Source organism: Rheinheimera pacifica (genome assembly GCF_900108485.1).
Classification (GTDB): domain Bacteria; phylum Pseudomonadota; class Gammaproteobacteria; order Enterobacterales; family Alteromonadaceae; genus Alishewanella; species Alishewanella pacifica.
Map to the genome: position 1 here is coordinate 26344 of NZ_FNXF01000001.1, position 14570 is coordinate 40913.

Genomic DNA, 14570 nt, shown 5'->3' on the forward strand with positions numbered 1-14570 from the left:
CATGTCATTTAACAGCATTTATGACGTCAGTGGCAGTGCAATGCGGGCTCAGGTAATGCGCCTGGATACCATTGCCTCAAATTTAGCCAATGCCGATACCGCTTCTGCCACTGAAGCCGGCGCATTCAGGGCGTTAAAACCGGTATTTGCTGCCTTATATAAACAAACTGCTGACAGCCAGAGTTTGTCTGCCGAAGTACAAATGTTGGGGGTTACCACGTCCAGCCGGCCGGTAGAGCAGCGCTATGAGCCGAATAACCCGTTGGCGAATCAGGACGGCTATGTGTTTTATTCCAACGTTAATGTGCTGGAAGAAATGGCTGACATGATGTCTGCATCGCGTAGTTATCAAACCTCGGTAGAAGTTATGGGCCGGGTATCCAGTATGCAGCAAAGTGTGCTGCGCCTTGGCCAGTAAAGGAGTAATAGCGTGAGTGCAATCAGCGGCCTGGGTGCCGGTACTAATACCACTAATGACAGTACGATAGCAAAAAACGGTACTACCGGCGCAGAGGGGTTATCCACCATGTTTCTGGAGTTGCTGGTAGCGCAAATCAGCCACCAGAACCCGTTGGATCCGATGGACGGCACGCAATATGTCAGCCAGCTGGCTGAGTTTGCCAATGTTGAAAGCCTGCAAAGCCTGAAAATAGATTCCGGTAAAAACTTGGCACTGCAAAGCAGCCAGCAGGCATTACAGGCAACAGCATTAATCGGCACTCAGGTTGATGTTGCTGCTGAAACCATAGTGCTGGAGCAGGCGGGCCAGGTAAAAGGTGCGCTTAATCTGGGTGTTGAAGCCGACAGCATCGAGCTTCGGCTGTATAACGCTGAAGGTAAATTAATGCAACAGCAAACGCTGCCGTACAGTGGCATTGGTACCTTGCGGTTTGCCTTTGATGAACAGGCCGCCGGTGGTTACTACGTGCAGGCCGATGCCTATATTAACGGACAGCCAAAACCGCTGACTACTTTGTTAAGTGGCGAGGTTGAGCGGGTGTCTGTCGGTAGCAATAAAGACGACATTATTTTGCAAGTCAACGGCCTGGGTAACCACGCTCTGTTAGATACCAATCAGCTGGCCTTTGGCAGCAACAGTTAAGGAATCAGTATTATGTCTATGTTTAATATCGGTTTAAGTGGGTTAAAAACCACGCAAAAAGCGCTGGAAATTACCAGCCATAACATTGCCAACTCTGGTACTGCCGGTTTTAAAAGTGGCAGTGCTGAATTTGCCTCAGTGTATAACGGCGGCCAGCGTGGCGGGGTAGATGTTAGTGATATTAAAGAAAACTTTACCCGTGAAGGCGGGGTGGTAAACACCGGTTCAGCGCTGGATTTAGCCATTACCGGTAAAGGTTTTTTTGTGGTTGCTGAAAACGGCCGTATGGCTTACACCCAGGCCGGCCGCTTTGATCTGGATAAAGATCAGAATATTGTTAACACCAGCGGCAACCGGTTGCAGGGCTATGGTATCGATGCCAATGGCAACCTGGTACCCGGTGTGCTAACCGATTTAAAAATTGAAGCGGCGAATATTCCGGCCGAGGCTTCTGACAGAGTTGATTTTTCACTGAACCTGAGTGGCGCAAGTGACATAATCCCTATCGGTGGTGTATTCGACCCTACAGCCGGCGGCGCATACAATTACTCGCAATCAACAGAGCTTTTTGACTCGTTGGGGAATAGCCATACTCTCACGCAATATTTTAACCATCTTGGCGGCAATGATTGGCAGGTGACATATTACGTTGACGGTAATCCTCTAACTGCTGCTCAGTTAGGCGCAAATAACGGCGCTCTTGATATTGCGGTTGGTATTAATGGTTTAGATAAAGATAACAATGTTATTAACGATATTGCTGTAGTAAACATGAGTTTTGGTACTGATGGCCAGTTAGCGCCTTTAACCAATTTCCCTGTGCCGCCACCACCTGCACAACCTGATAACAATGTGCAGGACCCATACAACTTAAGAGAGATAGTGATTAACTTCACACCTACCGGCGCAGACCCAATGGCTCTTACTGTTGATCTGGCCAAAAGCACCCAATTTGGCAGCGGCTTTAATATTTATAAAAACGACGCTAACGGTTTTACCGCCGGTGAATTTGCCGGAGTAGCAATAGCCGAAACCGGCGAAGTATTTGCCACTTTTACCAATGGTGAAACCAAGCTGCAAGGCCAGGTAGTGTTGGCTAACTTTGCCAATATTAACGGTTTGGAAACCGGTAATAAAACCGTTTGGTATGCCACTAATGAATCTGGCGCAGCCCTGTATGGCACACCGGATGCCGGCAGTTTTGGTGCTTTGTTATCGGGTGCCTATGTTGGCTCTAACGTCGATATCAGCGAGCAGTTGGTTGATTTAATGGCGTTTCAGCAAAACTACCAGGCTAATGCCAAAACCATCAGCACTGCCGATCAGATGATGCAAGTGCTGTTTAACGCCACCTAAAGGTAAGCCGTTATGGAACGCTTAATTTATACCGCTGTATCGGGTGCCGAACTTAACCAGACAGCCCTGCGCGTTAGTGCCAACAATCTGGCCAATGTTAATACGCCGGGTTTTAAAGCAGATATTGAGCAGGCGCAGGCAATGATGATTGCCGGTGACGGTTTTCGCACCCGTTATCAGGCGCAGTTACTGCCGGTGTTTACCAACCTGGCCAACGGCCCGGTACAACAAACCGGCCGTGATCTGGATATTGTACTGAGCGATGGCGGCTTTTTGGCCATAGCCGATGCCAACGGCAACGAAGCCTATACCCGTGCCGGTAACCTGCAGGTAGATGCCGACGGCCGCTTAATGCTAAACGGCTATGCCGTGCAGGGTGAGCAGGGCGACATAGTGCTGCCGGAGTTTGGTGATATCGACATTAGTGCAGACGGCACCATTAATCTGCTGCCAATAGGCGGTGGTGTTATTGCGCAGGAAGGCCGGTTAAAAATGGTCAGTGTCGGTGATGACACCCTGGTAAAAGGTCTGGACGGTCTGTTGCGGCCGCAGCAGCAGGAACAACTGCCGGCAGATTTAGCTATTACCCTGCGTACCGGCGTGCTGGAAGGCGCCAATGTTAATGCGGTGGAAGAGATGGTAAACACCATGAATATCAGCCGCCAGTTTGAAATGAATATCCGCATGATGAAAACCGCTGATGAACTGGCAGTGGCCGGTAACAAGCTGGTTAGTGGCAACAGTTAACAGGAGCAGCACATGAATTCTGCCTTATGGGTTAGTAAAACCGGTTTAGCCGCGCAGGATATGCGCATGACAACCATCTCCAACAACCTGGCTAACGTCAGTACCGCTGGCTTTAAGAAAGACCGCGTAGTGTTTGAAGATTTATTTTACCAGGTACAACGCCAGCCGGGCACTCAGGCTGATGAGCTAAACCAGGTGCCGTCAGGTATTCAGGTGGGTACCGGTGTGCGTATTAACGGCACGCAGAAAATTTTTACCGAAGGCAGCTTCGAGAAAAGCGACAACCCGCTGGATATCGCTATTGCCGGGCAGGGCTTTTTCCAGATTGAAAACCCGGACGGTGAAATACTGTATAGCCGCAGCGGCCAGTTTCAGCTGAACGCCGATTCATTGATCGTAAACGCCAACGGCCTGCCACTGCTGCAAAATATTGCTATACCAGAGAACTCCACCAGCGTAACCATAGGCCGCGACGGTACTGTTACGGCTGTAGTTGCCGGCCAGGCTGATCCGGTAGATCTGGGCCAGATTTTAACGGTTAACTTTGTTAACCCCGCTGGTTTGGAAGCGCTGGGTGGCAATTTATTCCGCGCCACTGCGGCCTCTGGTGAAGCAGTAGAAGGCGTGCCGGGAGAAGACGCACTGGGTGCTTTGCAACAACACACCATTGAAGGCTCTAACGTTAGCGTGGTTGATGAAATGGTCAGCATGATAGCAGTGCAGCGCGCCTATGAAATGAACGCCAAAGTAGTGTCGGCGGCCGATGAAATGCTGCGCTTTATTAACCAGAGCCTGTAAGCCTATGAAAACCTGCAGCGCCTTAATCATCATCTTATTGCTAAGCGCCTGCGCCAGCCAGCCGCCGCTGGTACATGAAGCCGACTGGGAACAGGTGGTGGCACAGCGTAGTGGTGATGAACCGCTGCCAGGCCAGCAACATGGCAGCCTGTACAGCGACCGCTATATGTTCACTCTGTACGAAGATAAACGCGCCTACAGGGTAGGCGATATTCTGACCGTGGAGCTGAATGAGCGTACTCAGTCGAGCAAAAGTGCCGATGCCAGTATAGATAAAAGCACCGGTATTAATGTTGGTGTGCCGCTGATAGGTAACTTAAATACCTCAGAGCTGGCGATGCAGCTGAATTCACGTTCACAGTTTGATGGTGAAAGTGCAGCCAGCCAGCAAAACTTCCTGCGCGGCTCTATTACTGTGCGGGTAACCGATGTATTGCCCAACGGCGCTCTGGCAATCCGTGGCGAAAAATGGATCAAGCTGAACCAGGGCGATGAATATATCCGCCTGCAGGGGCTGGTGCGGCCGGAAGATATTGATGTTACCAACCGCATATCGTCGCAGCGTATTGCTGATGCCCGCATCAGTTATTCCGGCAAAGGGGATTTAGCCAGTGCCAGCCAGGCCGGTTGGTTTACCCGTTTGTTTAACCGCTTTCTTAACCCGTTTTAACTGAGGTGTTATGAAACATTGTATAAGTGCCGTGCTGTTGCTGTTGTGGCCCCTGTTGTTACAAGCCAGGCCACTGCTGGATCTGGTCGATATTCAGGGCGTGCGCGATAACCAGCTGGTGGGCTATGGTCTGGTGGTAGGTTTGCCGGGCTCAGGTGACAAGGCGCAAGTCAGGTTTGCCGCCCAGTCATTAAATAATATGCTGAAACAATTTGGTGTGCAGCTGGATGAAAGCAGCTTACCGAAGTCAAAAAACGTGGCGGCGGTTGCTGTTACCGCTACGTTGCCCGCCAATGCCAGCCCCGGGCAAACCATGGACGTAACTATTATGTCGCTGGGTGATGCCAAAAGCCTGCATGGTGGCAGCTTAATGCTGACACCGCTGCGTGGGGTTGATGGCAAAGTATATGCACTGGCGCAGGGTAATCTGGTGGTGGGTGGCTTAAATGCCACCGGCCAGAATGGCTCGTCGGTTACTGTTAATGTGCCCACCGCCGGTATTATTCCGTCCGGCGCCATTGTTGAGCGCAGCGTGCAGCAATTATATGACCCTGCCGCCCAGGTCGTGCTTAACCTGAAGCAACCCAATTATCAGACCGCGCGCAATGTTGTTACGGCCATTAATCAGGTGTTTGGGCCCGACGTGGCCAGAGCAGAGCACAAAGGCAAGCTGGTGGTCAGCGCGCCGGTAGACGCCAACAGCCGCATTACCTTTATGTCGATGTTGCAGGACATCGATGTAGAAGAAGGCAGCCAGCGGCCACGCGTGGTGTTTAACAGCCGCACCGGCACTGTGGTAATGAACGATATCGTGCGGGTAAAACGCGCGGCAGTCAGCCATGGCAGTTTAACTATTACTATCAGCGAGCAACAGGGCGTAAGCCAGCCATTACCTTTTAGTGGTGGCACGACAACGCCGGTACAAAACAGTGAAGTGAATGTGCAGGAGCGCACTGCCAATATGATGCTGTGGCCGGAAGGTAGCTCGCTGGACGCTATAGTGCAGGCAATTAACGCGCTGGGGGCAACTCCGGCAGAACTGATGTCGATCCTGATTGCACTGGATAATGCCGGTGCACTGGACGCTGATTTGCTGGTGATCTGAATGAATATAACCTCCTTAACTGGCCAGGGTCTGGCGATAGATCCGCGCGCTGCCGCAGGCATAGATAGCAATCAGGACCCGGCTGCCCGGCTGAGTAAAGCGGCAGAGCAGTTTGAAGCGATATTTTTACAGCTGGTGCTGAAAAACATGCATGCCGGCACCGACGCTATTGCCGGTGACAACGGCCTGTTTGGCAGCAGTGAGGCACAAACGTTTCGCGATATGCACGATGCCCAGCTGGCACAGAACCTGGCCGCCAAGCAGCAGCTTGGTCTGGCTGAAGCCATAGTGCGGCAGTTGGGAGATGGCCTGGCGCAAACCGAAAATAAATTTAAGCAACTGGCCGAAGCCGTCGCTTTACCTGATAAGGCGGCGCTGAGTCTGGTTGCGCCGGAATACAGTAACAGCGGATTTAGCCAGCCATTATGGCAGGCTGACAGCGGCGGGAAACCCAGCTTATGAGTATGCTTTTAAACGGTGTGTCTGGCCTTAATGCGGCTAACAATGCACTAAACGTGGTAGGCCAGAACGTGGCTAATGCTGCCGTAAAAGGATATAGCCGGCAAACGGTGTATCTGGAAACTGCCGCCGGCGGTTTAAACGGCGTTAAGGTTACTAAGGTAGATCGCATCGTCAATGATTTTCTTAATGACGATATTTGGCGCACCAGTTCAGATTTAAGCTATTACGAAGGTTTTCAAAGCTATCTGGGGTATCTGGAACAAATTCTCGGCACCGAATCGCTTAACCTCAATGATGCCGTTGCCGGTATCAGTGCTGCTTTTAACGCGGCAATGTCTGCGCCTGATTCTAACGCTTACCGTCAGCAGGTGTTGTCATCATCCCAGGCTCTGGTACAAGACCTGTCGCAAATTAACGGTGCCTTATCGGATCAGCAAGACAAACTCAGCAAAGAATTAAGCAACCTGGCAGACAACAGCAGCTCGTTATTACAACAAGTTGCTGAACTAAATAGCAAAATCAGCAAAGCGCAGGCGCTGGGGCAACCTACCGCTGAACTGGCTGATGCCCGTGAAGTGTTAGTAACCGAATTATCAGGTTATATGGGCGTAGATATTGTCGATCCGGGCGATGGCAATATTAATATCAGCAGTAAAAACGGTGCGCCGCTGGTGGTGGGCTCTAAATCTTCGCTGGTCAGCGTAAATGGCACTGCGGTTAATGTTAGCTTTAACGGCCAGAACTTTGGCCTGAATGAGTTTGTCGGTGGCCGCATCGGCGGTTTACTGAATGTAGATGTCAATGTGCTGCAACCGAGCAAACTACAACTGGAACAAATTGTTACGAACATTGCCGACTCCGTGAACACGGCACTGTCAGAAGGCTTCGATTTAAACGGCCAGCCGGGTGAACCGTTGTTTTTGTACAACCCGGCTGATGTACTGGGCACGATTAGTGTAAACCCTGATTTGCAACCGGATGGCCTGGCCTTTATCGGTAACGACGGTTTGGGCAACCCGGCCGGTGGCCGTGGCGACAACGGCAACATTGCTAATCTGGTGGCGTCACTAAATGGTGGCACAGCAGGTTACGATACGTTAATCGGTGATCTGGCTATTCAAAGCAAGCAGGTGCAAAGCAGCGTGAAAACGGCCCAGGTGCTGAACAATAACGCCGTGGCTGCACGTGACAGCGTGAGTGGCGTAAACCTGGACGAAGAAGCCGCTAACCTGATGTATTACCAGCAGCTATATGACGCTAATGCCCGGGTGATCAGCACTGCTGATCAATTATTTAAAACCCTGATTAATATCTTCTGAGGCAGTGGCTATGCGCGTTAGCAGCAATCAGTATCATTTAACCACGATTCGCAATATTCAGCAGTCTACTGCCGAGTACAGTAAGTTATCTACCCAGCTGGCCACCAATCAGCGGATACAAAAGCCGTCAGATGACCCCTTAGGTTCGGTGATGCTGTTAACATTAAACAGCGAGCTGACGAAACTGGATCAGTACAAATCGAATATGAATGCTGTGCATTTTAATCTGGGCCAGCAGGAAACTCAGTTAAGCAGCATTGTAAATACGCTGTCTTCAGTGCAGGAAATCGTCACCACTGCGGCAGACGGTTCTATGGGTCAGGCCGAGCTGGAAGCCTTTAGCCAGGAATTGGCGGTGTTAATGCCGGCTATTGTCGATTTACTTAATGCCAAAGATGGCAACGGCAATTATTACTTTTCAGGCAGTTTAACTGACGTTAAACCGTTTGAGCGCGATGCACTGGGCGTATATCAGTACAACGGCGACAACCGCGTGCGTCAGATTGCGGTGTCAGATAACTCCAGTGTGCCGGGCAATATTGTTGGCAGCGCGTTGGACCCAGGCGTAAATTTCTTAAATCAAATGCAAACTTATCTGGATTTAATCAGCACGGCGCCGGCTGGCGGTGTGGGTGACGAGTCCCGCGATATGCTGGGCCATATCAGTAGCTTTCTGGCTACGGTAAGCGGTGAGATCACCCGCATTGGTGGGACTTTAGCCTCGCTGGACGAAATGGCACTGGGTAATGATGATATAGCACTATTTACCGAGACACTGCGTGATGACATTAAAGAAGTAGACTACCCGGAAGCCTACGTCAAAATGAATCAGGCGATGGCGTCTTATGAGTCGTCGCTGAAAGTATATTCCAGCGTCTCCAGGCTTACCTTGTTTTCCTATGTTTAAGTAAGGCGCAGCTATGCAGCTATCCGGTGCGGTTGATAAGGTCAGTAACAGTGCGCTAACGCCGTTAAATGCGGCTGATCGCGCTGCTGTGATCAAGGCTGTTAGTGCTGACGATGCTGGCCGCACGGTTCCGGCATCGCGGCAATCGCGGCAGATACAGGTTTTAAGCAAATGGGCGCTGGCAGCAGATGTCAGTAAACAGCTTAGCCAGACTGATCAAACCGAGCGCAATATCCGCCAGGCATATCAGTCGCTGGAAAACCTGCGCCGGCAGCTGAATGCACCGGGTAACAGCAAGTTATCAGCGCAACAACAGCAGCAGGCACAACAGCAGTTAGCCCAGCTGGAACAAAAACTCTCGCACAGTAGTTCAGGCCTTAATGCCGATTTAACCCCGGCCAGTGCTCAACCTGCACCGGTAAAAGCCAGCCTGAGCCACAGCATAGATTTACTGTCAGAGCGGCGCCAAAACGAGCAGGTTAGTATTTTGCTGGGCCGCAGCGGCAGTGCTGTCAGTATCAGCTTACCGGCTGGGCAAAGCGCAGAGCAAAATCTGCACACAGTGCAGCAAGCCTTTGCCCGTCAGCAAATCAGCGTTGGTAGTGATAATCTGCAACAGCTGTATTTCTCTGCCGAAGCGCGCGATGCCCGTAAATTGCAGGAGCCCTGGCTAATTAGTGGCCAGGGCGTGCGTGTTGCCGCAGGTAATCCGGTAAGTGTAAAACTGCAGGCTGCCGACAGCACACTGGCTCAGTTGGGTAAAGCGGCGACAACAGCCGACAATGTACAGGCCTATAGCCAGCAAATTCAGCTGGCGCAGCAACAATTAAAAGATGCGCTGGGTAAGGTACAGGCACAGCGTGCCGCGTTGCAGGCGCAACTGGTGGCTATTTCGCAAAGCCAGAATGATAACACTGAACTGAATGCGCTAAGCCAGCAACTGCGTATTGCAATGCAAGGTGGCAGTAAAAGTGCGGTGTCGGTAGTGATGTCACAAGCCAATATTACCCGTAGCCTGGTTGAGTTTGGTTTGGGTTGACAGAGTAATGATTAACGACTGTTTTGCGCAAAATATGCGCGTAATTGCCAGCCGCTGGCCCACACTGGCAGATGTTTTACAACAGGCTGCCGCTGAACAACACCGCCCGGCAGTACAACTGATAGAAGGGCAGGATAATACCCTGCTGATTAACGGTATTCAGCTAACCAGCCGTCATAACCGGCAGCAGGAAGCCTTACAACAAATCAGTAAATTGCCGCGACATTATCCGCATATTACCCTGTACGGTACCGGCCTTGGCGATATGCAGCAACAGTTGCTTAGCCGCGAACGGCTGCAACAGCTGAATGTGTGTATCTTAAATGAATATATTTTTGCGCTGGTGCTGCAATTACTTGATCAGCGGCACTGGCTCAGTGACAGCCGGGTAACGTTACAGCTGGCGGCCAGCCAGAGCGATATTCAGCTGCCATTTGCCGTGTTGCCCTCTGAGTTAGTATTGGCCAGTGATGGCAGTATGAAAATTCGTGATCGCTTGTACAGCGAGCTGGAAGCCGGTTACGCCGCGCAGCGCTTAAAGCAGGACATCAGTGCTTTTTTGCCGCGTTTGCAGCAAAACCAGCCATTCTGGCAACACGACCTGCCGGTGCAGGCATTGTTTAACTCATTAGCGCCAGAGAAAGACGTTTATGTGATCGGTGCCGGCCCTTCGCTGGAGCAACATTACGGCTTTATCAAGCAAGCGCAGCAACAGCATAATGCACCTGTGCTTATTTGCGTAGATACTGCAGTAGCAGCTTTGCTGTCGCAGGATATCCGGCCGGATATTATTGTCAGCCGCGACCATAAAATCACATTACAGCATTTGCCCTGCAGCAGCTTAACACCGGCCAGTAGTTTGGTGTATTTCCCGCTGGCGAACCCCGAATTGTTACAACATTTCCCAGGCAAACGTTACGTAGCCTTGAGCGACGGTGCGGTTTTCGACCCGGTACGCAAACAATTAGCTGCCGCAGCGTTATTCAGCCATGGCAGTGTAATACACCCCGCGGTAGATTTGGCTGTAAAAATGGGCGCAAAGCGTGTGCTGTTGTTTGGTGCTGACTTTGCCTTTAGCCATAATAAAACTCATGCCAGCTGGCAAAACGGTGCTTTAGGGCCCGGGTATCAGGCTGCAACCGAACAGGTTATTAATGGTTTTGGCGAAAAAGTACCCACCTTACGCAATTTGCTTACTTACCTGACCGGCTTAGAGCGTTATATCAGCAAACAATCTGCAGTCAGGTTTTTTAACACCTCGAAAGCCGGTGCGGTAATTGCCGGCACGCAATACCATACGGAGCTTACAACCTAATGCCCACTGTTGCTCAATGCGGGCAGCACGCCAAAACGCTGGCGCTGCAGTTCCGGCTTGGTATAACCACGCAACCGGCACTTGAACTGGCAGACCTTGCCGGGCAACTTATTACGTTGTTTGCCAGCGCCACACCACAACAGATCGCTCAGTTACAGCAATTGTTAACGGCAGTGCTGCAGTGCCAGCAAAACCGCGACTGGTCAGGTCTGGCAGATTATCTTGAGTACGAGCTGCAGGAACTGCTGGCAGGCTCCTCAGCCTGATTTCGCTGGTCAACAAGTAAAATTAACCCTAATATAGGGTAATAATACAGAGCTAACCTGCTGTCTTGTATTGTTGTCTGCCAGCCTGAGATGCAACCGACAATGTGATACATTCAGCCTTGCCGGTAAGGAGTAAAGGATGCCCAGCGAAACTATTTTCCGCGGCCCATTATGGTTGTTCAGCTTCTCGTTAATGTCATTGACACTTCCAGCCTGTGCCCAGCAAACTCAGCCGCCAGCACCTTCAGCCGGAGCTGTAACATCATATGGCGATTGCTCAATGATTAATTTTAAAGATATTGATGGCAGCGAGCTGACCAAAGCCGAGCTACTGGAGCGCATGGACGCCGATTTTGCCGCCAATCTGAATCAAAGTGAAAAATGTATGGCTGAGGCAATAAACAGCGGTGCCGGGCGGATCAGTGCCGCAGGCGCCGGAGCTGGCAGCGTGGCTGATGCCGCCGCTGGCACTAATGAACAGGCCGCGCAGTCAGACGGTACTGAACAGACACAAAATGCTGATAGTGCTAAAGAGTCTGAAAGCTCACCGTCAAAAGCAACACAAAAAGGCAAAGCCCAGCAAGGTAACTCTGCAGTGTGTGACACGGTGAAACAAGGCCTGGCGGGCGCGACGACTGACACTGAGAAAAAACATTTCAGCGCTTTGATGACACAATATGGCTGTGAATAATTTAGAAATGGAGCTGGCAATGCAACCTCGTTCTCTTTTGCAACACCATAAACACTGGCTGGCGGCTGCCTGCGCCCTGCTGGCTCTGGCAATTAGTGGTTGTCAGTCTACCCAGACTAATGTTAGCAGCGTAGGCCCTGCTATTGGCGGCCAGCCAAAAACAGCGGAGCTGGGTAAGACAGAGCGTGAGTTTAAGTATCAGTCGGCTATTTATCTGAATGTGGCCGTGCCGGTATTTGACCCGGGCATTCCGCTGGATGCCAAAGGCAATATTAATGACAAAAAAGTGGCTGAAGAAGATATCTGGCCACAGGTACGGCGGCTGGAAGCAAACCGCTTTGCCATTGACACCAAAAAAGCACTGGCAGCGACCAAAGTATTTGGTTCGATCAATGTTACGCCGGATGCGTCAGTTTCTGCCGATGTGTATGTACTTGGCAAAATAAATTATTCTGATACCGAAACGGTGCGCATCAGCGTACGGGTGATGGATGCTACTAACGATATCTGGGGAGAAAAGACCTTTGAGCATCAGGTAGGTGAAGCCTTTTACCGCGATGCGCTGCGTAAAGATCAAAACCCTTACTCGCCGGTATTTAACGATATTGCCGCTTACGTTTACGACTTGCTGATTAAAAAATCAGAGGCAGACAAAAAGAAAATTCAGCAGGTGTCTGACTTGCGCTATGCCGCTATGTACAGTCAGGAAGCCTTTGCACCTTATATTGTCAGCAAAAGAAAAGGCTTTACCTCCCGGCAAACCGTATATGATCTGAACGGCGTACCAGCCGCAAACGATCCTATGCTGCAACGGGTAAACCTACTGCAGGCAAAAGATGAGCAGTTTATTGACCAACTGCAAGACAGCTATGAAGCCTTTTATGCCGAATCAGACGAAGCCTATCGCAAATATCAGCGCGAAACCCTGCCGATTGCTGCTGATATCAGGAAGAAAAAAGCCGAACGCGCTACCCAGCAACTGGTAGCTGCCGGCAGTGCCGTGCTGGGCATTATGCTGGTGAAGAACTCTAATTCTGCTATCGGTGAAGTAGGTGCTATTGCTGCGGGGGCAGCAGCAATTTACAGCCTTAGCCAGGCAATACAAACAAACCGCGAGCTGAGTGCACAGCGCGATGTGCTCAGTGAAATGGGGCAAAGCCTGGATATTAAGGTAACACCCCAGGTGGTGGAACTGAACGAGCAGAGTATTGAGCTTAAAGGTACGGCTACTGAGCAATACACCCAGTTAAGACAAAAGCTGTTAGAGATTTATCAGATAGAAGCAACACCAAATCAGCAGCTGTAAAGATGTCTTAAGCTTCAGGCAAGGAACCGGATGTGGCAGCGTTAGATGATGTAATAAACCACGATAAACAGTCACAAAAGGCGTTTTATATCAAAGTAATAACCGGCTTTTTTGCCGTGTTATTGCTATTGGTTGTAGTGTGGCTGGCGTTAAACTGGTTTGCCGCTTCGGCTTCGGCTCCGGTCGCTGGTGCTGCACCGGGCGCTCCGTTATCTGCAACGTCCGGGCCTGCTGCGTCAGGCATACCGGATGAACAAGCCCGCAAAGCGTTACAGCAGCTGCTGTCAGACACCAATAATCAGGTTAATCAGCTGGCAGCTGATCCGTATCTTGTTGCCTGGCAAAGCGCTGCGGTAAATACCTTAGTGCAAAACATGCAGCAAGCTTACCGCTTGTATGGCCAGCAGCTTTACAGCGAAACCGGCACCTTGCTGCGCGATATTCAGCAGCAAAGCAGCGCGTTGCAACAAAACTATACCCAGGCTTATGAAACAGCTTATCAAACGGCCAGTGCCGCTTTTGCCAATACCGATCTGCCAGTGGCCCAACTTAATAACAGCCGGGCACTGGCAGTAAACCCGTTATATGCGCCGGCATTACAGTTGCAGCAGCGGCTGGATGTGGCAACGCAAGTGCAGGAACTGTGGCAACAGGTACGGGTAGCGCAGCTGGAAAACAATGTCAGTAAGCAAAAAACATTGCTGGAGAGCATTCGCCGGTTAGATCCGGCAGAGCAACAGGCGCAGCAACGTTTGGCTGCGTTAAACCAGCAAGCGCAGCAACAATCATTTGCTGATGTTGTGGCGCAGGCCGTTGCCGCATTGGATCAGGCCGATTACGCCACTGCCCGCCAGGCATTAGCCCGGGCGCGCAGCATTGATAGCAGCCGCTCAGAATTAGTGAATTTGCAGCGCCGGCTCGATAGCGCCGAAAAAGCCGGTGCTGCCGCGCAGGCAGAGCAGCAAATTCAGGTATTTATTGAGGTTGATGAATGGCCGACAGTAAAAATGCTGGCAGAAAATGGCCTGAAGTTAAACGCCGATAACCCGGTGTTGCAGCAGGCGTTGCAAAACGCTAATCAGATTATTCAGGCCGGGCAGCGGTTGCAGTCATTTTTAGCCAGTCCACAACGCCTTACTGATGCCAATATCCGCCAGCGCGCCAATGAAGCAATAGCGGCAGCCCAGCCGTTAATAACGCAAAGCGACAAGCTGGCACAGCAGCTTAACCAGTTACAAAGCTTGCTGCAGGCCCAGGCGCAACCGGTGGCTGTGCTGGTAAAAAGCGATGGCCGCACCAGTATCCGGGTGCTTGGTGTGGGCCATGTCGGTGAAGTAAAAGAAAAAACCATTAACCTGCTACCAGGCACTTATCAGTTTGAAGGCAGCTGTAAAGGCTATCGTACTGAAATTATCAGCGTTGAAGTTAGCCCGGCTATGCCTGCTGTACAGCTACAATGCAAAACCCGGATCTGAGAGGAATAAGCA

General features: G+C 51.0%; 16 protein-coding genes. All 16 read left to right on the forward strand.

Features of this window, described 5'->3' with window-relative positions:
- Nucleotide 1 precedes the first annotated feature (1 nt).
- The 16 genes from flgC to BLW68_RS00195 all read left to right on the forward strand — a co-directional run bounded on the left by flgC (nucleotide 2) and on the right by BLW68_RS00195 (nucleotide 14558).
- Nucleotides 2-418, forward strand: coding sequence for a flagellar basal body rod protein FlgC (flgC, locus tag BLW68_RS00120; protein ID WP_068227603.1), 417 nt, complete (start codon nucleotides 2-4; stop codon nucleotides 416-418).
- Nucleotides 419-430: 12 nt separating this feature from the next.
- On the forward strand, nucleotides 431-1102 hold the full coding sequence (locus tag BLW68_RS00125; protein WP_218141263.1) for a flagellar hook assembly protein FlgD: 672 nt from the start codon (nucleotides 431-433) through the stop codon (nucleotides 1100-1102).
- A gap of 12 nt (nucleotides 1103-1114) precedes the next feature.
- A complete protein-coding gene (locus BLW68_RS00130) occupies nucleotides 1115-2458 on the forward strand; it encodes a flagellar hook-basal body complex protein (protein ID WP_092788927.1) in 1344 nt (447 codons plus the stop codon).
- Between the two features lie 12 nt (nucleotides 2459-2470).
- Complete coding sequence (locus tag BLW68_RS00135; RefSeq protein WP_092788929.1) at nucleotides 2471-3205, forward strand: flagellar basal body rod protein FlgF; 735 nt, start codon at nucleotides 2471-2473, stop codon at nucleotides 3203-3205.
- 12 nt (nucleotides 3206-3217) lie between these two features.
- Nucleotides 3218-4003: a flagellar basal-body rod protein FlgG gene (gene flgG / locus BLW68_RS00140; RefSeq protein WP_092788931.1), complete on the forward strand. Its 786-nt coding sequence runs from the start codon at nucleotides 3218-3220 to the stop codon at nucleotides 4001-4003.
- Nucleotides 4004-4007: 4 nt separating this feature from the next.
- Nucleotides 4008-4673, forward strand: a complete 666-nt coding sequence (gene flgH, locus BLW68_RS00145) for a flagellar basal body L-ring protein FlgH (protein ID WP_092788933.1) — start codon at nucleotides 4008-4010, stop codon at nucleotides 4671-4673.
- Nucleotides 4674-4683: 10 nt separating this feature from the next.
- A complete protein-coding gene (locus BLW68_RS00150) occupies nucleotides 4684-5778 on the forward strand; it encodes a flagellar basal body P-ring protein FlgI (RefSeq protein WP_092788935.1) in 1095 nt (364 codons plus the stop codon).
- The gene (locus BLW68_RS00155; protein ID WP_092788937.1) at nucleotides 5779-6240 is read left to right on the forward strand and encodes a rod-binding protein; all 462 of its coding nucleotides are present in this window, start codon (nucleotides 5779-5781) and stop codon (nucleotides 6238-6240) included. It begins immediately after the preceding gene.
- Entirely contained in the window at nucleotides 6237-7559 is a 1323-nt protein-coding gene (gene flgK / locus BLW68_RS00160; RefSeq protein WP_092788938.1) for a flagellar hook-associated protein FlgK, read from the forward strand. Before BLW68_RS00155 ends, flgK begins: the two co-directional genes overlap by 4 nt.
- Nucleotides 7560-7569: 10 nt before the next feature.
- Nucleotides 7570-8466, forward strand: coding sequence for a flagellar hook-associated protein FlgL (gene flgL, locus BLW68_RS00165; protein ID WP_092788940.1), 897 nt, complete (start codon nucleotides 7570-7572; stop codon nucleotides 8464-8466).
- A gap of 13 nt (nucleotides 8467-8479) precedes the next feature.
- Nucleotides 8480-9505, forward strand: coding sequence for a hypothetical protein (locus BLW68_RS00170; RefSeq protein WP_092788942.1), 1026 nt, complete (start codon nucleotides 8480-8482; stop codon nucleotides 9503-9505).
- 7 nt (nucleotides 9506-9512) lie between these two features.
- Entirely contained in the window at nucleotides 9513-10820 is a 1308-nt protein-coding gene (locus tag BLW68_RS00175) for a motility associated factor glycosyltransferase family protein (RefSeq protein WP_092788944.1), read from the forward strand.
- A complete protein-coding gene (locus BLW68_RS00180; RefSeq protein ID WP_092788945.1) occupies nucleotides 10820-11086 on the forward strand; it encodes a hypothetical protein in 267 nt (88 codons plus the stop codon). The genes BLW68_RS00175 and BLW68_RS00180 overlap by 1 nt, the downstream gene beginning before the upstream one ends.
- Before the next feature lie 139 nt (nucleotides 11087-11225).
- The gene (locus BLW68_RS00185; RefSeq protein ID WP_092788947.1) at nucleotides 11226-11777 is read left to right on the forward strand and encodes a hypothetical protein; all 552 of its coding nucleotides are present in this window, start codon (nucleotides 11226-11228) and stop codon (nucleotides 11775-11777) included.
- A gap of 19 nt (nucleotides 11778-11796) precedes the next feature.
- Nucleotides 11797-13083 (forward strand): hypothetical protein, encoded by a 1287-nt coding sequence (locus BLW68_RS00190; RefSeq protein ID WP_218141264.1) that lies wholly within the window; start codon nucleotides 11797-11799, stop codon nucleotides 13081-13083.
- A 32-nt stretch (nucleotides 13084-13115) separates the two neighbouring features.
- Nucleotides 13116-14558 (forward strand): hypothetical protein, encoded by a 1443-nt coding sequence (locus tag BLW68_RS00195; protein WP_092788949.1) that lies wholly within the window; start codon nucleotides 13116-13118, stop codon nucleotides 14556-14558.
- Nucleotides 14559-14570: the final 12 nt, after the last annotated feature.

What these genes read in the sequence shown, in the direction of transcription:
- BLW68_RS00155 (WP_092788937.1), top strand. Translation starts at nt 5,779, where the DNA reads ATGAATATAACCTCCTTAACTGGCCAGGGTCTGGCGATAGATCCGCGC.
- flgK (WP_092788938.1), top strand. Translation starts at nt 6,237, where the DNA reads ATGAGTATGCTTTTAAACGGTGTGTCTGGCCTTAATGCGGCTAACAAT.
- flgC (WP_068227603.1), top strand. Translation starts at nt 2, where the DNA reads ATGTCATTTAACAGCATTTATGACGTCAGTGGCAGTGCAATGCGGGCT.
- flgL (WP_092788940.1), top strand. Translation starts at nt 7,570, where the DNA reads ATGCGCGTTAGCAGCAATCAGTATCATTTAACCACGATTCGCAATATT.
- BLW68_RS00185 (WP_092788947.1), top strand. Translation starts at nt 11,226, where the DNA reads ATGCCCAGCGAAACTATTTTCCGCGGCCCATTATGGTTGTTCAGCTTC.
- BLW68_RS00180 (WP_092788945.1), top strand. Translation starts at nt 10,820, where the DNA reads ATGCCCACTGTTGCTCAATGCGGGCAGCACGCCAAAACGCTGGCGCTG.
- BLW68_RS00130 (WP_092788927.1), top strand. Translation starts at nt 1,115, where the DNA reads ATGTCTATGTTTAATATCGGTTTAAGTGGGTTAAAAACCACGCAAAAA.
- flgG (WP_092788931.1), top strand. Translation starts at nt 3,218, where the DNA reads ATGAATTCTGCCTTATGGGTTAGTAAAACCGGTTTAGCCGCGCAGGAT.
- flgH (WP_092788933.1), top strand. Translation starts at nt 4,008, where the DNA reads ATGAAAACCTGCAGCGCCTTAATCATCATCTTATTGCTAAGCGCCTGC.
- BLW68_RS00190 (WP_218141264.1), top strand. Translation starts at nt 11,797, where the DNA reads ATGCAACCTCGTTCTCTTTTGCAACACCATAAACACTGGCTGGCGGCT.
- BLW68_RS00170 (WP_092788942.1), top strand. Translation starts at nt 8,480, where the DNA reads ATGCAGCTATCCGGTGCGGTTGATAAGGTCAGTAACAGTGCGCTAACG.
- BLW68_RS00150 (WP_092788935.1), top strand. Translation starts at nt 4,684, where the DNA reads ATGAAACATTGTATAAGTGCCGTGCTGTTGCTGTTGTGGCCCCTGTTG.
- BLW68_RS00135 (WP_092788929.1), top strand. Translation starts at nt 2,471, where the DNA reads ATGGAACGCTTAATTTATACCGCTGTATCGGGTGCCGAACTTAACCAG.
- BLW68_RS00175 (WP_092788944.1), top strand. Translation starts at nt 9,513, where the DNA reads ATGATTAACGACTGTTTTGCGCAAAATATGCGCGTAATTGCCAGCCGC.